Source organism: Vibrio sp. V15_P4S5T153 (assembly GCF_963874485.1).
Classification (GTDB): Bacteria; Pseudomonadota; Gammaproteobacteria; order Enterobacterales; family Vibrionaceae; genus Vibrio; species Vibrio anguillarum.
The window spans coordinates 937895-956136 of record NZ_CAWNHR010000011.1 but is presented as its reverse complement, the minus strand read 5'-3'; the positions used below and the strand labels follow the sequence as shown (position 1 = coordinate 956136).

General features: G+C 44.3%; 14 protein-coding genes. 7 read left to right on the top strand and 7 right to left on the bottom strand.

The features are described from left to right. Window positions 1–288: 288 nt before the first annotated feature. The gene (locus AACT42_RS06230; protein WP_094131679.1) at window positions 289–1629 is read left to right on the top strand and encodes a cytochrome ubiquinol oxidase subunit I; all 1341 of its coding nucleotides are present in this window, start codon (window positions 289–291) and stop codon (window positions 1627–1629) included. Next, window positions 1626–2618 (top strand): cytochrome d ubiquinol oxidase subunit II, encoded by a 993-nt coding sequence (locus tag AACT42_RS06225; protein WP_017042970.1) that lies wholly within the window; start codon window positions 1626–1628, stop codon window positions 2616–2618. The genes AACT42_RS06230 and AACT42_RS06225 overlap by 4 nt, the downstream gene beginning before the upstream one ends. Window positions 2619–2681: 63 nt before the next feature. Here AACT42_RS06225 and AACT42_RS06220 read toward each other — a convergent pair whose 3' ends face one another. Continuing rightward, window positions 2682–4313 (bottom strand): methyl-accepting chemotaxis protein, encoded by a 1632-nt coding sequence (locus AACT42_RS06220; RefSeq protein WP_094131678.1) that lies wholly within the window; start codon window positions 4311–4313, stop codon window positions 2682–2684. 463 nt (window positions 4314–4776) lie between these two features. Here AACT42_RS06220 and AACT42_RS06215 point away from each other — a divergent pair, with 463 nt between their 5' ends. Next, window positions 4777–5544 (top strand): potassium channel family protein, encoded by a 768-nt coding sequence (locus AACT42_RS06215; RefSeq protein ID WP_094167978.1) that lies wholly within the window; start codon window positions 4777–4779, stop codon window positions 5542–5544. Window positions 5545–5590: 46 nt separating this feature from the next. On the opposite strand, the gene AACT42_RS06210 is transcribed toward AACT42_RS06215, so the two are convergent. From AACT42_RS06210 to AACT42_RS06200, 3 genes are all read right to left on the bottom strand, one after another. Next, on the bottom strand, window positions 5591–6979 hold the full coding sequence (locus AACT42_RS06210; RefSeq protein ID WP_237666841.1) for an EAL domain-containing protein: 1389 nt from the start codon (window positions 6977–6979) through the stop codon (window positions 5591–5593). 254 nt (window positions 6980–7233) lie between these two features. Next, on the bottom strand, window positions 7234–8154 hold the full coding sequence (locus AACT42_RS06205) for an aminoimidazole riboside kinase (RefSeq protein ID WP_094131823.1): 921 nt from the start codon (window positions 8152–8154) through the stop codon (window positions 7234–7236). Window positions 8155–8238: 84 nt separating this feature from the next. Further along, on the bottom strand, window positions 8239–9678 hold the full coding sequence (locus tag AACT42_RS06200; protein WP_088728884.1) for a sucrose-specific PTS transporter subunit IIBC: 1440 nt from the start codon (window positions 9676–9678) through the stop codon (window positions 8239–8241). A gap of 272 nt (window positions 9679–9950) precedes the next feature. On the opposite strand from AACT42_RS06200, the gene AACT42_RS06195 reads away from it, so the two are divergent. From AACT42_RS06195 to AACT42_RS06180, 4 genes are all read left to right on the top strand, one after another. After that, window positions 9951–10937, top strand: a complete 987-nt coding sequence (locus AACT42_RS06195) for a LacI family DNA-binding transcriptional regulator (RefSeq protein WP_094168049.1) — start codon at window positions 9951–9953, stop codon at window positions 10935–10937. A 118-nt stretch (window positions 10938–11055) separates the two neighbouring features. Further along, window positions 11056–12735 carry a glycoside hydrolase family 32 protein gene (locus tag AACT42_RS06190; RefSeq protein WP_094134231.1) on the top strand — a complete coding sequence of 560 codons (1680 nt, stop codon included), beginning with the start codon at window positions 11056–11058 and terminating at the stop codon, window positions 12733–12735. Between the two features lie 246 nt (window positions 12736–12981). After that, on the top strand, window positions 12982–14520 hold the full coding sequence (locus tag AACT42_RS06185) for a methyl-accepting chemotaxis protein (protein ID WP_081245236.1): 1539 nt from the start codon (window positions 12982–12984) through the stop codon (window positions 14518–14520). A 25-nt stretch (window positions 14521–14545) separates the two neighbouring features. Continuing rightward, window positions 14546–15277, top strand: coding sequence for a transporter substrate-binding domain-containing protein (locus AACT42_RS06180; RefSeq protein WP_013856728.1), 732 nt, complete (start codon window positions 14546–14548; stop codon window positions 15275–15277). Window positions 15278–15369: 92 nt separating this feature from the next. Here AACT42_RS06180 and trhO read toward each other — a convergent pair whose 3' ends face one another. The 3 genes from trhO to AACT42_RS06165 form a co-directional block, all read right to left on the bottom strand. After that, window positions 15370–16353, bottom strand: a complete 984-nt coding sequence (gene trhO / locus AACT42_RS06175) for an oxygen-dependent tRNA uridine(34) hydroxylase TrhO (RefSeq protein ID WP_094134232.1) — start codon at window positions 16351–16353, stop codon at window positions 15370–15372. Between the two features lie 90 nt (window positions 16354–16443). Continuing rightward, window positions 16444–17226, bottom strand: coding sequence for a heme ABC transporter ATP-binding protein (locus tag AACT42_RS06170; protein WP_094134233.1), 783 nt, complete (start codon window positions 17224–17226; stop codon window positions 16444–16446). Continuing rightward, window positions 17223–18167: a FecCD family ABC transporter permease gene (locus AACT42_RS06165; protein ID WP_232471681.1), complete on the bottom strand. Its 945-nt coding sequence runs from the start codon at window positions 18165–18167 to the stop codon at window positions 17223–17225. Before AACT42_RS06165 ends, AACT42_RS06170 begins: the two co-directional genes overlap by 4 nt. Window positions 18168–18242: the final 75 nt, after the last annotated feature.

Here is an 18242-nt window from a genome sequence, read left to right as displayed (position 1 = left end):
CTTACTGCTTACTCAAACCTAACGCTTCTTGTGGGGCATGGTTATTTTTTGTCATAATTCTTCCGTAATTTGATACATCTTTTTCCTCGGTCTTACAGCTGATGATTGGTACAACTCATTGGCTGCGCTGTTCTGGATTTTCATTCCCCTCAATCGACGAGGAGCCTTAGTGACTTTAAGTAAGAAAATCCTCAGGCAGTGAACTTAATTAGGTCGATCAACGTAATTAACAATTAAGTAAATTGTTGTTATTTGATTGCCTAGTCTTTTTTGATTGAGGAAAGAGTGATGTTAGAGACCCTCATGTTGTCGCGGATCCAGTTTGCCGCCAATATCAGTTTTCATATTTTATTTCCAACCATTACGATTGCGCTTGCATGGGTGATGGTGTTTTTTAAGTGGCGTTTTGTACGAACGCAAGCTCAGTTGTGGTTGGATTTATATTATTTCTGGGTCAAGATCTTTGCCCTGACTTTTGCGCTCGGTGTTGTTTCTGGTATCACGATGAGTTTTCAATTTGGGACTAACTGGCCAGGATTCATGGAGAGAGTCGGTAACGTCGCTGGGCCATTGTTAGGCTACGAAGTGATGACGGCTTTCTTTATGGAGGCGACTTTCCTTGGCGTGATGCTTTTTGGGCGTGGAAGAGTACCTGAATGGGTGCATACTTTAGCAACAGTGCTGGTGGCGATAGGCACATCACTCTCTGCTTTTTGGATTTTAGTTTTAAATAGTTGGATGCATACACCCGCTGGTTATGAAGTGATTGAAGGCATTGTTCATGTCACCAGTTGGAAAGAGGTTATTTTCAATCCTTCTATGCCGTATCGGCTTGTTCATATGTTGCTGGCTTCTTTACTCACCGCAAGTTTTGTTATTGCAGGGATCTCTGCTTACCAATTTTTGCGTAATGCGCAACTGGAAGCAGCGAAAGTGGGCCTTAGAGTCGGCATTATTCTCGCGGCCATTGCTATACCAATACAAATTTTTGTTGGCGATTTACACGGCTTAAATACGTTAAAACACCAACCCGCTAAAATTGCTGCGATGGAAGGGGTGTGGGACACGGAGCAAGGAGCACCGTTACTCTTATTCGCTTGGCCGGATGAAGCCACACGTAGCAATCACTTTGAACTCGGCATTCCTAAATTAGCCAGCTTAATACTCACGCATGACCTCGACGGTGAAATTGTGGGTTTAAATCAATTTGCACCGGACCATCCCCCGGTTAAGCCACTGTTCTTTGGCTTTCGAATTATGGTCGGAATTGGCGTGCTGATGCTGCTAGTGAGCTGGTTTGGTACATGGCGTTTAATTCGTAAAAAAACCTTACCCAAGTTCTATCTTTATACCGTTGTCGCGATGACGTTTTCAGGATGGGTAGCCACATTAGCAGGGTGGTATGTTACTGAAATTGGCCGTCAACCATGGCTTGTTAGTGGTGTATTGCGTACTTCTGATGCGGTCACTGCGATTGGAAGTGGTTCTGTTGTGCTGTCATTAGTGATGTATTTAACCATTTATGCCGTATTGCTAGTTGCTTATATCCATACACTGTTTTATTTAGCAAGGCAGTTCTCCACAGGCATAACGATTCAACCGATTGACGAGCAAAAGGCACCATTATGATCTCTTATCTACCGGAAATTTATCTTTTACTGCTTGGTTTTAGTGTTTTCATGTATGCGGTACTTGATGGTTATGATTTAGGTGTCGGTATTTTATTACCCCAAAATAATGAGCAACAGCGCGATAGAATGATCGCCTCAATTGGTCCTTTCTGGGATGCCAATGAAACATGGCTAGTGCTAGGCGTTGGTATTTTATTGATTGCGTTTCCAAGTGCACATAGCTTGATTTTGACAGAGCTGTATTTGCCCACCGCACTGATGCTGATCGCATTGATTATGCGTGGTGTAGCGTTTGATTTCCGTGCAAAAGCGAAAGCGGATCATAAAGACCACTGGGACTTGTGTTTTAAAACCGGTTCTTTACTTGCCGCATTAACCCAAGGTTACATGATTGGACGGTATGTGATGAGCTTTGAGGAGTCGATGCAGGCTTATGGCTTTGCACTACTCAGTTCGCTGTGCGTGACGGCCGCTTATGTTTATATCGGTGGTGCTTGGCTGGTGTTAAAGACCGAAGGCGCGTTACAAATTCGAGCGGCGCGCTGGTCACGCCGCGCGGGTTGGTTGGCCGCGCTGGGTATTTTCTCAGTCAGTATTGTTAACCCGCTATTTAATCCACTGGTCGCGGAACGTTGGTTTAGCTTCCCTGAAATGCTGTTATTAGCTCCTGTTCCGCTGGTGGTGTTAGTCACGATTTTTATGGTTGACCGCTATTTAAAAAGAGTGCCTGTAGTGAATGATATGGGCGTTCAATGGCCATTTTTTGGCGTGATGCTAATTTTTGCATTAAGCTTTCTTGGATTAGCCTATAGCTTTTTCCCTGATGTCGTCCCCGGGATAATGACGGCTCAAGAATCAGCCGCCTCTACGGCTAGCTTATTGGTAGTGGGCATTGGTGTCGTGATTGTGATGCCGATGATCTTGCTGTACACCTTTGTGGTTTACCGAATCTTTAAAGGTAAAGCGACAGATTTAAGCTATAAATAGCAAGAGAATGGATACTATAACGGCCTCAAAAGAGGCCGTTATTTTTAAACCCACGATATGAGGCTAGACTTGGAAGCGACGTACCGTATTTTGTAGCATTGCTGCCAACTGACTCAGCTCTGCACACGCTTGAGCGGCGCTGGAAGAACCTTGTGCAACTTGCTTAGCTGATTCACTAATGCGTTCGATATTGCGACTGAGCTCTTCGCTAACCGAATCTTGCTCTCCGCACGCACTGGCGATTTGAATGGTCATATCAGCAATATGCGCGCTTTGATTACTAATGTGGTCAATCGCGATTTGAGTTTGGCCACTTTGCTCAACACATTGTCCCATAAGTACACTGCTTTGTGACGTCGCTTCACGAGCACGAAGTGCGCATGTTTGTAGGCTTTGGATAATATTGACGATGTCGCCCGTCGATTGCTGAGTTTTGCCAGCTAAAGCACGGACTTCATCAGCCACAACCGCAAAACCACGCCCTTGTTCACCAGCACGCGCCGCTTCAATTGCTGCGTTAAGTGCAAGCAAATTTGTTTGGTCGGCGATGTTGCTTATCACGTCAACGACAACGTTAATTTGCTGTGCTTGCTGCTCAAGTTCTAATACGCGTTGTTCTGCTTGATCAATTTCTTGAGTCACAAGAGAGATAGCATTGGCGACGGAATCCATCTGTTTTGATCCAAGGATGGATTGTTGGTTACTTTCACGAGCGGCGTCAGAAGCGACTTCTGTGCTTCGTGCCACTTCTGCAACCGTTGATTTCATTTGCGTCATGGCCGTAGCAATGTGCATCACCTCGACCTGTTGCTCTTGCATGCCCTGTGATGTCTGTTCAGAGACGGCGCTAACTTCATCGACAGCATGAGATAGTTGAGTCGCTCCGGCGATGATCTCTTCCACCATTGAGCGTAAATTCTCTTGCATACTTGAACACGCATCGGCCAATTCACCTAGCTCATCTTGTCCAATATGCTGACGTGCTAATCGATGGCTTAAATTACCTCCAGCAATGGCGTTCGCTTGCTGTACAACCAACTGTAGTGGCTGGCAGATTAAGCGAGAAAGCAATAGTGTAATGAACACCATAAATGCCATCAGCGCAACAATGCTGCCTGTGGAAAATGAGGTGATAGCTTGAATAAGCGTCATCAGTTCAGAGCGGTTTTTGACAACAAAGGTTTGGTTTAAATTGAGAAGATCATCAACCGCACTCTCTAAACGTTCAAAGGTAGCCAGAGAAGCGGAGATATCACTTTGCGCTTTTGCTTTGTTTTGACTGAGAATATCATTATTAAAAGAGCCTAATGCGGTTAAATAATCGCGCCACAGATTCTTAACAGGCATAAAAATAGACCGTTCATGATCGGTCCAAACGGCGCGTTCATAAGTGGCTAGCGCACTATCAATTTCCTCATAACGTTCTTGCATCCAACGAATGTCTTCCGTAATTTCGGCTTGATCGGTTGCGGAAAGCAAACTGATTTGAGCACGTCGCACAGAAGCCATATTGTATTTGACGTTATTGACCATCATCATTGATGGGAGTGTGTCATCCGTTAGATTGAGTAGGTCATCTTGTATTTCGTTCAATGAACGATATAGGTAATAACCGAAGGCGATGTTGACTAACGCGATAATAGTAAAGGCAAGCGCAATTTTTTTGCGAATGGCTAAATCTTTTAAAAAAGACATGGTAATAAGTGACCTCGGAGTAAAACAACGGAGTTATACCTGTCCCACTTGCAGCATTGCTGTATTGATCATGTTCATTGACGCCAATTCCACCATTTTATTGATGTTTTTTCGGCCTCACTTACTGGTCATCGACAGCATCCTAAGTGGCTTGGGTATTGGGTCACGTCCATATGAAAATAGAGAGATATCCATAAAGTTGTGCATCGTATCACAATTGAAACTTGACTCCTATGGTGTTTTTGAGATTTTTGTGAGTGAGATATTGGGTGTGGAGAGCTTAGAATAACGCTCAAGACGGTTATTTTAAGCTCTGTTAAGGTCACAATTCTTTACATCTCAATCACCTAGTTTATAGTGAGTTCCATTTTGAGTTGGGTGCTAATTAGGTAATGAAAGGGATGGTTGTACTGTTCACTTGGTACTTTTGGCGTTAAGGTAAACGGAAAAAGGTATTGGAATCATGAAATTAAAAACACGTTTACAGCTACTGTCTGCGATCGAACATAAAACTGAAATTCCGATGCTGCTGCTATCGGTAGTGTATGTGATCGTCGCATTACTGCCAGATATTGCACCTTTACAGCCTGAAGAGCTTGATTTTCTGGAGCATCTGCTATGGATTATTTGGGGATTGTTTGCAACGGAGTTACTGGTTAAGGTCTTACTCAGCCCACATCCTATGCATTACATGGTAAAAAACTGGCCAGATGTACTAATTGTTGCCATGCCATTCCTGCGTCCGCTCCGTTTTTTGCGTATTTTACTGATTTTGCCAAGAGCATGGCGTCAAACCAAAGCTGTATTAAGGCAAAAAACGCTCAGCTTTATTGGGCTAACCAGTTTATCGACAGTGCTTCTTTCTGCGGCTTTTGTCTATTTGGTCGAAAAAGGAACGGATAGCCCAATCAATGATTTTTCTGATGCGATTTGGTGGGCAATGACCACGATTACTACGGTAGGGTATGGTGATATGTATCCTGTTACCCCGTTTGGCCGTGGTGTTGCGGTCTTTTTAATGCTGACGGGCATAACACTTTTTGGTTTATTGACGGCCAGCGTTGCGTCTTTCTTCATTGAAGATGATGAACAATCAGCGGCGAATCATAGCCAGCATCACAATAAACAACTCAACCAAGTGTTAAAGCAACTGTCTGCTCATCAGCCAGTTCGAAAACGTTTTCATTTAGCTCGCTACCGTGCTCAGTTGGCCTCTCGTCATAAGAAATAACCACTGAAGTTCCAGTTATCATCCTATTGGAATGCCAGAGATTGATTTAGGTGGTTTTAAGCAGAGTGATAAACTCACTGAGCGGCATAGGCTTATAAAAGAAATAACCTTGTAAATAGTCAATCTCCCTTTCGTTCAAAAAGTCAACTTGCTTTTGGGTTTCCACACCTTCTGCGATGGTTTTTAACTCAAGTCGCTTGGCTAAATCGACTAAGTTTTCAACAATGTGGCTAGAGATCGCATCGCTACCGATCATGGTAATAAAGCTTCTGTCGATTTTTAAAATATCAAACTTGAACTCTTGCAAATAGTTCAAACTAGAGTGCCCTGTACCAAAATCATCAATTGCTAGCAACATACCTATCTTATCCAATGATTGGAAGAGTTTTTTTGCTTCATCACTGTCAGTAACCAACTCTCTCTCAGTGAGCTCTAGCGTTAAAATATGTTTACGATTGTTGAAGGTTTCAATGAAATGTTTGCAATCATCAAACAAATTGGAAGCTACGCAGTGCTTGGCTGAAATATTAAATCCAATACTGAAATGCTCTGGAAATTGTGACTGATGTAATGAAAGTTCATGCTCTACTTGGGACATTAACTGAGTCGTAATAGGAATGATTAGCCCAGATTCCTCCGCTAGGGGAATAAAAAGATCGGGCCTCACTAATCCATGAACAGGATGTTGCCAGCGGGCAAGCACTTCGATATGGCAGAGCTGACCACTACCATCAACAATCGGTTGTACATACGGAACGAATTCGTTGGATTGAATAGCGCGTTTCACTTCTCCCTGCATTGACGAAGCTTGGCCGGGTTTCCAAAAAACAAATCCGCCTAAACCGATTCCCATTAAGAGAGCTAACATCGCACTGGTTTGTTTGGTGTTTTTAAAATAAAGCCAGTAGTCATCAATAGTTAATAGGGTCGATAGTGAATAAGGGTAGCGTTCTGAAGTATTAATGATTGTGGGAAATAACGGTTCGGAAGTTACAACGCCGGTCTCGTCGAGATGATTTTTGCCAACGTGAAAATAAAATTTGCCATAGCCATCTAGTAAAATAAGCATGTTAGTTAGGTAATAGGAACTAACTCCAGTGATCACCATACCCTGTTCGTAAGTTCTGTGAAAAGCTAACACAGGCCGGAGAGGTGTGAGTCGATTACCAGCCATTAAATAGAGCTCACCACTGACATAGCTGTCGATTTGGTAGTGATCGTTTACTTGACCGTTTAACGAATTACAATAAATCGTATTTTGTTTGGCTAAATTGATGGTCCGGATATCGGGAGTTGTCGCCACTAGCTCTCGTAAATAACGAGTAGCATCTAGGCAATCCATATTGAGATAGGGTGCTGCACGTTCATTGGCAACATGAGCATTTCTTAGCAGTAGATCAATGTAATCCGTACCTTTTACCAAAACGTTTTGCATGTGATGATTCAAATCAGCTCGTGTTTGCCAAGCGATAATTGGACTAGCAATCACAATGGGTAGTAAGAACGCTAGTAAGCTTAATACCCACCGTTTACATCTTTCATATTTAACAAATGTCTGCATCTTATCCGAGGGCTGTTTGCTTAATCATGCAGTAAGCGTAGCAAACATCCTCTGAAAATCATCCGTTTATTTCGCAGTTTGCTTGAACTTCAACACGACTTACGTCCTTGTAAGTACAAGCCATCATTTTAGCCAATCCATTGAGCAAGCATGTGCTTATCTGGTAGCGCTGTCATTGCCCCTTTTTGAGTGGTGGCTAATGCTCCGCAGCCATTAGCCCATTGCACTGCGTTTATGATATTACCCTTAGTAAACCACTCTTTATGTAATGACAACTGGCACAGCAATCCACCGACAAAAGCATCTCCGGCACCTGTTGTATCGATAGGTTTTACGGCTTTTCCCGTAATCATTGTTTGCATCTCTGCTGTGATCACCAGCGCTCCTTTTGCACCTTGAGTAATGACAATCAGCGGAATGTTCAATTCTTTCACTGAGATTAATCCCTGCTCAAGGCTAGGGCGCTGCGTGAGCAAGAGCAGTTCGTCATCGGAAAACTTAACCACATCCGCCATTGCCACCACGCTCATCACCACTGGGATCATCTCTTCGGAGTTAGGCCAGACCTCTTCTCGTAGATTGGGATCAAAACTGACAAATCCCCCGTTGGCTTTGATGCGTTTAATCGCTTCAATGGTAGTGCTGCGACTCGGTTCACTGGCCAGTGCAATGGAGCAACAATGCAGCCATTCGCCCGCTAAAAAGGTGGGAATATCTGAACATTGGATGAATTGATCCGCGCTAGGTTTCACCATAAAGGTAAAACTGCGTTCGCCGTGCGAGTCTAAATCGACCACGACGGTTGATGTTCTTTGCTGTTCATCCAACTGTAAATATCGGGTGTCTACTTTCTCTTCGGTTAATGTGGATTGCATAAAGCGCCCCATAGGGTCATTACCCACACGGCCAAAAAAGGCGCTATTACCCCCCAATCTTGCGATGGCAACAGCCACATTCGCCGGAGCACCGCCCGGACATTTTAGATAGTGTGCTTCACCATCAGGAATTAAGTCGACGACCGCGTCGCCTGTCACCCAAACTCGATTCATTTTTTCTTCCAATATCCGTGTTATTCGCTGAAGAAATAAGCCCACTCACATCGAGCGGGCTTAGGAGCATAACAGCCTTGGGGGTTACGCTGTTGCTTGTTTATCAAGCTTTGCGCGCTCTTTGGCACCCAAAACAAGTGTTAAGGTAAAGGCAATGACAAAAGAAATCAGCATACCAATCATGTAGTAGCTGATTTTCTCTGGGTTAATGGAAATCACTCCTGGAAGCCCAGCCGCGCCTAACGCTTGTGCTTTGACATTAAACAAGGTAATGAATGCACTGGCACAAGCTGAACCGATGATCGCAGCAATAAATGGGTAGCGAAGTTTCAGGTTTACACCGAACATTGCGGGTTCGGTAATGCCCAGAAGGGCGGTCACACCGGATGGAATCGCAATGCCTTTTAATTTGATATCTTTGGTGTTCATACCAACCGCTAAAGCTGCTGCACCTTGTGCGACGTTTGACATGGCCGCAATAGGAAAAATAAACGTACCGCCAGTAATGGCGATGTCAGCCAATAGTTGTGTTTCGATAGCAATAAAGCTGTGGTGCATGCCAGTAATCACAAACGGTGCGTAGATAAAGCCAAGCAGTGCACCACCAATGAAGCCAGCAGAATCGTATAGCCAGTTCAGCCCATCACCCAATAGAAAGCCGATATCGCGGGTAATTGGGCCAACCAGAGTGAAGGTTAAAAAGCCTGCAATGAAAATCGAGAGCATAGGCGTCAGTAAATTATCCAGTACAGAAGGGATAATTTTGCGCAGGCCATTTTCGATTTTTGCAAGAATAAAGGCGGAGACTAAAACGGGTAAGACAGAGCCTTGATAGCCGACTTTCTGGATCTCAAAGCCAAAAATATTCCAAGTAGGGATGGTGCCTGCGACGGACGCGCCGCCAAATCCCCAACCATTGAGCAGGTCTGGGTGAACCATCAACATACCTAATGCAGCGCCAAGGAATGGGTTGCCGCCGAATTTTTTAGAAGCAGAAAATGCCAACAAAACAGGAAGATAAACAAAAGGGGCGTTAGCGAAGGTGTTGATCATGCTGGCAAGATCAGCCAAGCCCGGATTAGCATCAATCAGTGATTGCCCTTCGATAAAAAGCCCAGTAGCTGTCAGTACATTGAACAGCCCCATCAATAAACCGCCAGCAACGATGGCCGGGATAATAGGGACAAAAATGTCAGACAACCCTTTAACGGCGCGCTGCACTAAGTTCTGCTTTTGTGCACCCGCGCTTGCAACATCATTGGTTGACATTTCAGCAAGGCCGGTCAGCTTGGCCATTTCCGCATAAACTTGGTTAACGATACCGGAGCCAAAAATAATTTGATATTGGCCAGCGACTTTGAATTGTCCTTTGACACCTTCAAGTGAATCAATGGCTTGTTCATCAACCAATGCGTCATCTTTTAGCGCTAATCTTAAACGTGTTGCACAGTGAGCAAGGGCTTGGATATTTTCTCTGCCACCTAATTGCTCTAATAATTGTTTTGCTATGACTGGATAGTTCATAACCCACCCCGGTTGTTGTTTGGTATCCAGATGACTTGATCTCTTTAAGATAAGCATGGTGGATAAAATTAAAATAAGTATTTTGGGAACGTTTGCAGAATGGATTTTTGATGAATAATTCAAAGTAGTCAAAAGCCAACCATTGATTCTGTGAATTAGATCGGTAAAAGAGAGATCGATAATTCTACAAACAGCGTTAGAATCACACTATTCGATCGTTTGCCGCGCTGAGTTTTGCAAACAATCCCAAAACAGAATAAGTAAGGTTATGTATGTCGAGTTTGCACGATGTCGCTAAGCTGGCCGGAGTTTCTAAATCGACGGTTTCACGCGTTGTAAATGATGAGTATGGTGTTAAAGAGTCTACAAAAATCAAAGTGTTAAAGGCAATTTCAGAATGCGGCTATATGGTCAACCAAGTCGCTAAAGATCTCAAATCACAAAAAACCAATTTAATTGGAGTCATCGTTCCGCGAGTCTCTTCACATGCGACAGCACAAGGCGTTGATGGTTTAAGTGCCATATTTGAACAAGCGGGCAAACACGTGTTGCTTGCCAATACTCATCAAGATCACGCTAAAGAGTTGGAATATATTCAAATATTTAATCAAAAGAGGGTCGAAGGCATTGTACTTTACGCCACACACCTTGATATGCCATTAGTGAAAGCAATCCAACAATCTAATGTCCCGGTGGTATTGGTTGGGCAAGATGGCTCACTGCACGATATCCCAAGTATTGTTCATGATGATCTTCGCGTTGGATTCGAAGCGGGTAAACGGTTGATAGCAAAAGGTTGTCAACACATTGGTTTTATTGGTGTTCAGAGCGATGACGTAGCGGTGGATTGCTTGCGTTCTCAAGGGTTAGAGCAAGCACTGGGTATCAACAATTTAACCCTGTTGTTTCATGTGCGTGGTGATTTTTCGATTGAATCTGGTTACTTACAAGCTAAAACATTAATCAATCAATACCCACAATTAGATGGTCTTTTCTGCGCAACCGATAGAATTGCGGTTGGAGCGGTGAAAGCACTGCAAGAGTCTGGGTTTCAGGTTGGATCGCAAATAAAAGTATTAGGAGTTGGCAATGATGAGCTCGCATTTGTCAGTAACCCAAGCTTATCAACATTCAACTATGCCTTTGATAAAGCGGGTGAAAATGCAGCCAAGATGTTGCTTGAACGTATTGCTGGTCGTGGGCAGGAGATGAGTAAAGTCGTGTTAACATTCCAAAATATCGAACGTGAAACCGGCTAAGGCTGAAGGTGCTTGCTGAGGGGAAGCCCGCATAATTGAGGGCAATATTTCACCAATGCTTGCAAGCAGGCTTATTTTTTTATATTTTGCAATCGTTCCCAAAAATTGAGTGTAAGTCATGTCATTAGAAACAGTGCCAGTAGAAAAAATGTCATTTGAAGATATGGTGAGATTAGTTGGCGGCCCGGCCAATATTCAGCGAGTACTCGCACCAAGAGGCGAAATCATTATTGCGCTGCGAGATCCAGCTTTAGTCAATGTTTTGCCTAGCCATATGCGATTGCGAGAGGTGCTCGGTGAATGGCAGCTTTCATTTTTGATTCAACAAGATAGTATCAATGAATATGCCGATGAACTGATCAATAATTTAGGTCGAATGATTGGTTCTCAGCTGCGGCTTAATGCGTACGCCTATTCCTCGCCAAACGATTGTCCCTTTCGTCCAACGTGGCATATTTCGCCGCCGCAAGGGCTGCTCAATGATCCAAACGGTTTCATTTATCACCAAGGAAAATATCATCTTTTTTATCAGTGGTATCCTTATGGGTGTGAGCACAAGGATAAATATTGGGTACAACTGACGAGTACTGATCTTATTCACTGGCAATGGCAAGGTATTGCACTGACTCCATCAGATTGGTATGACAGTCACGGAGTTTTTTCTGGTCATGCTTTAAGTCACAACGATGAGTTGATGCTTTTCTATACTGGCAATGTTCGGTTAGGTGAACAGCGATTGCGTCAAACAACGCAGTGTTTAGCCGTGTCGCAAGATGGCCTCCGTTTTGAAAAATGTGGCCCAGTGATCCGTAATTCCCCAACGGGTGTCACGGAACACATTCGCGACCCTAAAATAGTGCGCCACCGAGGAAAATGGCTCATGTTGCTTGGCGCGCAAACAACGCAGTTGCAAGGTCGGCTGGCGATTTACCATTCATATGATCTTAAAGAGTGGCATTTCGATGGTCTATTTGGTGAAGAAATCGCACCGCTAGGTTACATGTGGGAATGTCCCGATCTGTTTGAAATCGCGGGCCAAAGTTATTTTGTTTTTGGCCCTCAAGGGATTATTTCAGATAACGTGAACCACACAGTTGTCCATCAAAACCGTATTGCAAAAGTCTTATGGGATGAAAATGATCATCCTCACTTTTGTCATCTGCAACCACTGGATCACGGCTTTGATTTTTATGCCCCTCAAACAATGCAAACGGCAGACGGGCGGCGCGTCTTGTGTGCATGGATGGGGCTGCCTGACGAAGTTAATCATCCTAGCTGTGACAACGGCTGGTTGCATCAACTTACGGCACTGCGTGAGTTGAGTGTTGAGAATGATCAAATTATTCAAAGGCCTATAAGAGAACTAGAGCAGTTATGTCACCAGCCGGTAAGTTTGGAGTTAAGCGATAAATGCACCATTCTCAACACCAAAAGTTTTGAAATGTGTATCACTTTGCCGTGGGGGGCAAGGTTACGTTTGTTTGAAAAAGATGAGCAATACGTTGAACTGAGTTTAGATGCCCAGCAAAAAGTATTACGCTTTGATCGTTCCCATACTTTGATACGCCAAGGTGATGTGATTCGTGAATTAGCCTTAGAGTGTGAACAGGTTGAGCTGCAGATTCTCGCGGATAATTCTTCATTAGAAGTGTTTATCAACGGCGGAAAAGCAGTGATGAGTGCAAGAGTGTTTACCGAACAAGAGGCGACAGGAGTATCACTATTAAATGCGTTGGTTACGGCCAAATACTCTTCTATCCAGCCCGTCAGCGCTTCTTCATTCGCTACTCAATTCTAAATTAAGCCGAAAGTAAACTTTCGGCTCAAAAAATAATAACCTTTTTCTTTCTTGGTCTATCCTTAAGTAAAAGATAAGTGAGATCAACATGATCGGTATGAGTTCAGACAATAGCAGAGATGATATGGACCTCTCTTCTGGTCTGCGTCCTATTCATTAAACACAAGAGTCAGATGGCTATCATGCGGTGCGATGAAGTCAACGCACAGTGCTTAACTCATACCATTGATTAAGGCGAAATGAAGTATGTGGAAAAGTGTCAAAGTGATCTTTGTTACCCAAGTTGTTCTGGCAGTGTCCATTGTGTTGGGCATTTCTAGTTACATTGATTACCAGTCAAAGAAAGCGGAGCTACAGCATAGCCTAGATACATCAATCTTGAATGCAAAAGAGCGCTTGAGCTACAGCCTACCTAAAGCAATTTGGGATTTTGATTTACATGCCGCCAAACTCACTATTTCAGCAGAGTTAAATAACCCAGACATACAAGCGGTTAGAGTGAAAGATGCGGGTGGTACACCGCTTCTTTTCCTGAGTACATCATCCGACTCTCAAGACGTCAAAGAGATGGAACCCAATGAGGGGAAACAATACGAATCCATGCTCTCTTCGGTGCAAAAGCTCACCTTTGTTGAGTATGAAAAGGAAAATGAAGTTGGTCAGGTAGAGCTTTTCTATAACACAGATAGGCTAGAAAAAACCTTGTTACAAAGTCTGCAATATAGCCTGATTGAGTTGCTGATTTTAGATAGCGTAATGATTGTATTCTTAATTTTGGCGTTAACGAAAACCGTCCTTCGCCCGCTCAACGATTTAACAGAGCGAGTGGCCGATCTTGCAACCGGTGAAGGGGATTTAAGTCGTATCATTCCAGAACCCAAATATAGAGAGTTTTCACAGATCATCCGCAGTATTAATCATTTTACGGAGTCGCTAAGGGAGATAGTTGTACAAGTAACGAATGCTTCTGTGCAGTTAAAAGACACTGCAGAGATGAGTGGTCAGGTTGCCATGAGAAATGCGCAGCAAATTGATCAACAAAAACACAGTTTATCGACCGTCGCTGCCGCTTCCACACAGATGAGTCAGTCGGTGGCAACAGTGGCTGAAACCGCTAATGACGCCGCAAGGCAAGCAAGTGAGGCTTCTCAACTGGTCGATAATGTTTACCACTCAATAGAACGCTCTGCCGCCGAGATTGTAAACATGCGTTCCGAAATGGGTTCGGTAAACGCGGAAATGCATAAGCTGCTTGATGAAGGGCGAAAAATATCAACGGTGGTCGGGGTGATTAATGACATTTCCGAGCAAACCAACTTGCTGGCACTGAACGCTGCTATTGAAGCGGCACGCGCAGGTGAGCATGGCCGTGGTTTTGCAGTAGTGGCTGACGAAGTGCGCAACCTTTCGACCAAAACTAGCCAATCCACCGAACAAATCCAAACCAATATTCGCTCACTTAGCAGTGCAACAGAATCGGTTGAGCAAGAAATTATTCGCATCTCTAATTTGTTAGAAAGCACCGCTAAGCGAGTATCAGAGTCACAACATTCTGTTGAGCAGGTGAAAAATACTATCTCTGAAATTTCTGAAAGAAATGGCGAGATTTCGCATGCTACAGAAGAGCAGAAACAAGCCATTGATGAAGTCAGTCAGGCGATTGTTGAAGCATCAGAGGCCACTAATGAGCTGTCGAGTAGTGGTCAAGATAATGCTCAGAGAACGAAAGAAGTTCTTCAACTGAGCTCAAACATTAAAACTCATATGCGTAAGTTCAAAACATAAGTTCCACCTTCAAGGAGAAGAAAGTATGAAGCGTCTGTTGATCTTTATTTTCAGTATGATGATGGCCTTACCGAGTAGCTTTGCTGCTACTATTACGGCTGCGCAAGATCCATGGCCACCGTTTATTTCACCGGATAAAAGCATGCCGGGGCTATCGGTAGAAATCGCTGTTGCGGCTATGAAAACACAGGGCTATGACGTCAATTTTCAAATCATGCCTTGGTCACGAGCATTAGATGAGGTGAGTAAAGGCAGAATTGATCTGTTGCCTGCAACTTGGTATACGCAGGAGAGAACGGCTTATTTACTTTACAGTGATTCATATTTAGAGAATGAACTGAGCTTTATTAAAAGAGCAGGCGATGCTTTCGAATTTTCAGGTTTAAATAGTTTGAGTGGCAAACAAGTTGGCATCGTTAGGGGCTATGGTTATGGGGATGACTTTTTATCCGCCACTAATTTCAACAAACCAGACGCTAATGATCTCACGACTAACTTGAAGAAACTGCAAGCCAAACGAATTGATCTTACCCTTGAAGATAAGTTGGTTGCGTTATCGACCATGAAAGAGGCGGGCTTAAATAGCAGTGATTTTCAGTTTACCACTGCATCTTTGTCTAAAAATCCTTTACATGTTACCTCAGGTAAAGCAAACCCTAATGCGCAGAAATATATTGATGCGTATAACAAAGGGTTAGCCACGATTAAAGCTGACGGAACATTTGATGCCATTTTAGCGAAATACGGTATTCAGTGATTTTTTTAAAAAAAAGGCCGCAGTTTTAACGCTGCGGCCTTTTTCTATTCCAATAGGATTTGAATCCTTTGAGGTAAGCATTGGGGTAAATATTAGCGCTTCGAGCCGCGCTGCTCAGCTTTGCGTGCTAATTTTTGCGCACGCTTTTGCTCGATCAGTGATGCGGTATCACCGCCAATGTGTGCTTCTCCACGCTGTTTTGCGAGCTGAACTTGTTTTTCTCGCTCACGGAAACGGGCCAGTTGTTCCGCAGAGTGAGTACCGAAGCAGGATGGGCAACTGACGCCTTGCTCGTAGACTTCGCTCTGTTTGTCTTTATAGGTAATCGGCAAACGGCAAGCGTTACATACATCGTAGTGACTCTCTTTTAAAGCGTGCCCTACAGCCACTCTGCCATCAAACACATAGCAGTCACCTTGCCATAAGCTCTCTTCTTGCGGCACTTCTTCTAAGTATTTCAAAATGCCACCTTCGAGATGGTACACCTCATCGAACCCTTGCTCTTTTAAATAAGCCGTGGACTTTTCACAGCGAATCCCGCCAGTACAAAACATCGCGACTTTTTTGTGTTTCTCTGGTGCGAGGTTCTTCTTCACATAATCAGGAAACTCACGAAAGGTTTCAGTGTGTGGGTTAAGCGCATTTTTGAAGGTGCCGATTTGGATTTCATAATCATTACGGGTATCGACAACCAGCACATCAGGGTCTGAAATTAGCGCATTCCAGTTTTCTGGTTTCACGTAAGTGCCCACAACGTGACGAGGGTCAATACCTTCAACGCCCATAGTGACAATCTCTTTTTTTAGCTTCACTTTGGTACGGTTAAATGGCTGCTCTGAGGCTTGTGATTCTTTGTAAACCGTGCCTTTCAAGTTCGGTTCTGCATCAAGCCAAGCTAGTAGCACATCTATCCCTTTGCGTGTTGATGCCACAGTGCCGTTAATTCCTTCACTGGCTAATAATAGCGTGCCACGAATTTGGTTTTCCTCCATTAGTTCAAGAAGCGGTGCTTGCAGCTCTTGGTAGTGATTGAGTTCAACAAACTTATAGAGTGCACAGACGACGTACTGACTCATGGGGTACCTTTTAAAAAACGATATAAAGAATTGGGGCGCATTATAGCGAAGGGACGCGCCCACAAATACGGACAATTATTAAGGACAATATTAGATGGGGTAGACCATTGGGAAATCCATGGTTGGATGTGCGGCGACAAGCGACGAGTAGCCATACACCTGCTCAATTCTTTCTGCATTGAGCGCTTCCCAAGGTGGCGCATCACAAACCAGTTTGCCATTGTGCAGCATCACCATGCGATCTGCATATTGAGCCGCAAGGTTGAGATCGTGCAGCACGACTACAACAGCGCACTGCTCTTGGCGTGCTAATGAACGTGCAATGCGCAGTGTATTGTGCTGGTGAGCCAGATCTAACGCTGACGTTGGTTCATCCAGCATCAGGATTTTTTTGTCACCGGAGTGGTGAAGTTGAGTTAATACCCGCGCCAGATGTAAACGTTGTTTTTCACCACCCGATAAAGCCGGGTAGAGATTGTTCGCTCTATCGCTGATATCGGTTTGTTGCATGTAGTGTAGCGCGACTTCACTGATTTGTTGATGGCTTAAATTTAATGGCAGTGCGCCTAATTCCACCACTTCTTGAGCGATAAAAGGAAAGCTCAACGTACTTTGCTGCGGAAGAATAGCCAAGTGCTTTGCTAACTCATTCGGTTGCCACAGTGCTTGCGGAACACCGAAGTAAGCCATTTTACCTGTTGATGAGATTTCACCGCTGAGTATTTTCAGCAAGGTACTTTTTCCAGCACCATTGGGGCCAAGTAACGCTGTGACTTGACCTGAAAAAATCTCAATATCAATCTTATCCAAAATGGTTCGATGGCCAAATTTAACCGATATATTACTGGCTTGGATCGCTGCCGTTGTACTCAAAATACTTTGCCTTTTTGTTGAAACAGAAGATAAAGGAAGAAAGGTGCACCCACCAGCGCAGTCACAATCCCGACAGGCAGCTCCGCAGGTGCCACTGCTATACGGGCAAACATATCGGCGACAGTGAGTAAGAGTGCACCAAGTAAAGCCGAAATGGGGATCAAACTACGGTGATCGGGGCCAACCAGCATCCGGCCTAGATGAGGGATGACCAAACCGATAAAACCAATCATACCCACCGCGCTGACGGTCACTCCAACGCCGAGTGCGCTGAGTAAAATCATTGAACGTTTAAGCCGTTGCACAGAAATGCCTAGATGACGCGCTTCAGACTCGCCAAGTAATAGTGCGTTGAGCGCCATCGCTTGACGGGAGAAACAGACGAGCAGCAGCAGTAAGGTCACAGCGCACAAGAGAATATTTTGCCAGTTTGCACCCGCCAGTGATCCCATAGACCACAATGAGAGATCGCGTAGCATTTGATCGTCTGCAACATAATTCAAATAGCCAATACCCGCCCCCGATAGCGCGCTGATGGCGACGCCTGCGAGTAGCATGATGGTGACGGAAGTACCAAATTTACTGGTGCCTAATCGGTAAACCAACAAGGTAGTCAATGCACCGCCTAAAAAGGCAAAAATAGGTACCACCGCAGCGCTCATCCACGGGTTGGAAAACAGCGCTAAATTGGCGAATAACACAATCGCAAGTGCGGCTCCGAGGGCTGAACCTGCCGAAACACCGATAATGCCAGGCTCAGCTAATGGATTACGAAACAAGCCTTGCATCACCGTTCCGCACAGCGCCAAAATTGCGCCGACCAACAAGCAGAGCAGGGTACGCGGAAAGCGTATTTCGTGGATGACTAAATTGATGTGCGCGGCAATGTCATTGGAGTGCAGCACGAGACTTTTTATGCTGTCACTGAAGCTGATATTCATTGGACCAACGGTGACAGAATAAAGGCTCACTAAGATTACCAAAACTAACAGCGTTGCATTCACCACATTTTTTGA

What these genes read in the sequence shown, in the direction of transcription:
- AACT42_RS06185 (WP_081245236.1), top strand. Translation starts at nt 12,982, where the DNA reads ATGTGGAAAAGTGTCAAAGTGATCTTTGTTACCCAAGTTGTTCTGGCA.
- AACT42_RS06180 (WP_013856728.1), top strand. Translation starts at nt 14,546, where the DNA reads ATGAAGCGTCTGTTGATCTTTATTTTCAGTATGATGATGGCCTTACCG.
- AACT42_RS06220 (WP_094131678.1), bottom strand. Translation starts at nt 4,313, where the DNA reads ATGTCTTTTTTAAAAGATTTAGCCATTCGCAAAAAAATTGCGCTTGCC.
- AACT42_RS06205 (WP_094131823.1), bottom strand. Translation starts at nt 8,154, where the DNA reads ATGAATCGAGTTTGGGTGACAGGCGACGCGGTCGTCGACTTAATTCCT.
- AACT42_RS06210 (WP_237666841.1), bottom strand. Translation starts at nt 6,979, where the DNA reads ATGCAAAACGTTTTGGTAAAAGGTACGGATTACATTGATCTACTGCTA.
- trhO (WP_094134232.1), bottom strand. Translation starts at nt 16,353, where the DNA reads ATGAGTCAGTACGTCGTCTGTGCACTCTATAAGTTTGTTGAACTCAAT.
- AACT42_RS06195 (WP_094168049.1), top strand. Translation starts at nt 9,951, where the DNA reads ATGTCGAGTTTGCACGATGTCGCTAAGCTGGCCGGAGTTTCTAAATCG.
- AACT42_RS06165 (WP_232471681.1), bottom strand. Translation starts at nt 18,167, where the DNA reads ATGAATATCAGCTTCAGTGACAGCATAAAAAGTCTCGTGCTGCACTCC.
- AACT42_RS06200 (WP_088728884.1), bottom strand. Translation starts at nt 9,678, where the DNA reads ATGAACTATCCAGTCATAGCAAAACAATTATTAGAGCAATTAGGTGGC.
- AACT42_RS06215 (WP_094167978.1), top strand. Translation starts at nt 4,777, where the DNA reads ATGAAATTAAAAACACGTTTACAGCTACTGTCTGCGATCGAACATAAA.
- AACT42_RS06230 (WP_094131679.1), top strand. Translation starts at nt 289, where the DNA reads ATGTTAGAGACCCTCATGTTGTCGCGGATCCAGTTTGCCGCCAATATC.
- AACT42_RS06225 (WP_017042970.1), top strand. Translation starts at nt 1,626, where the DNA reads ATGATCTCTTATCTACCGGAAATTTATCTTTTACTGCTTGGTTTTAGT.
- AACT42_RS06190 (WP_094134231.1), top strand. Translation starts at nt 11,056, where the DNA reads ATGTCATTAGAAACAGTGCCAGTAGAAAAAATGTCATTTGAAGATATG.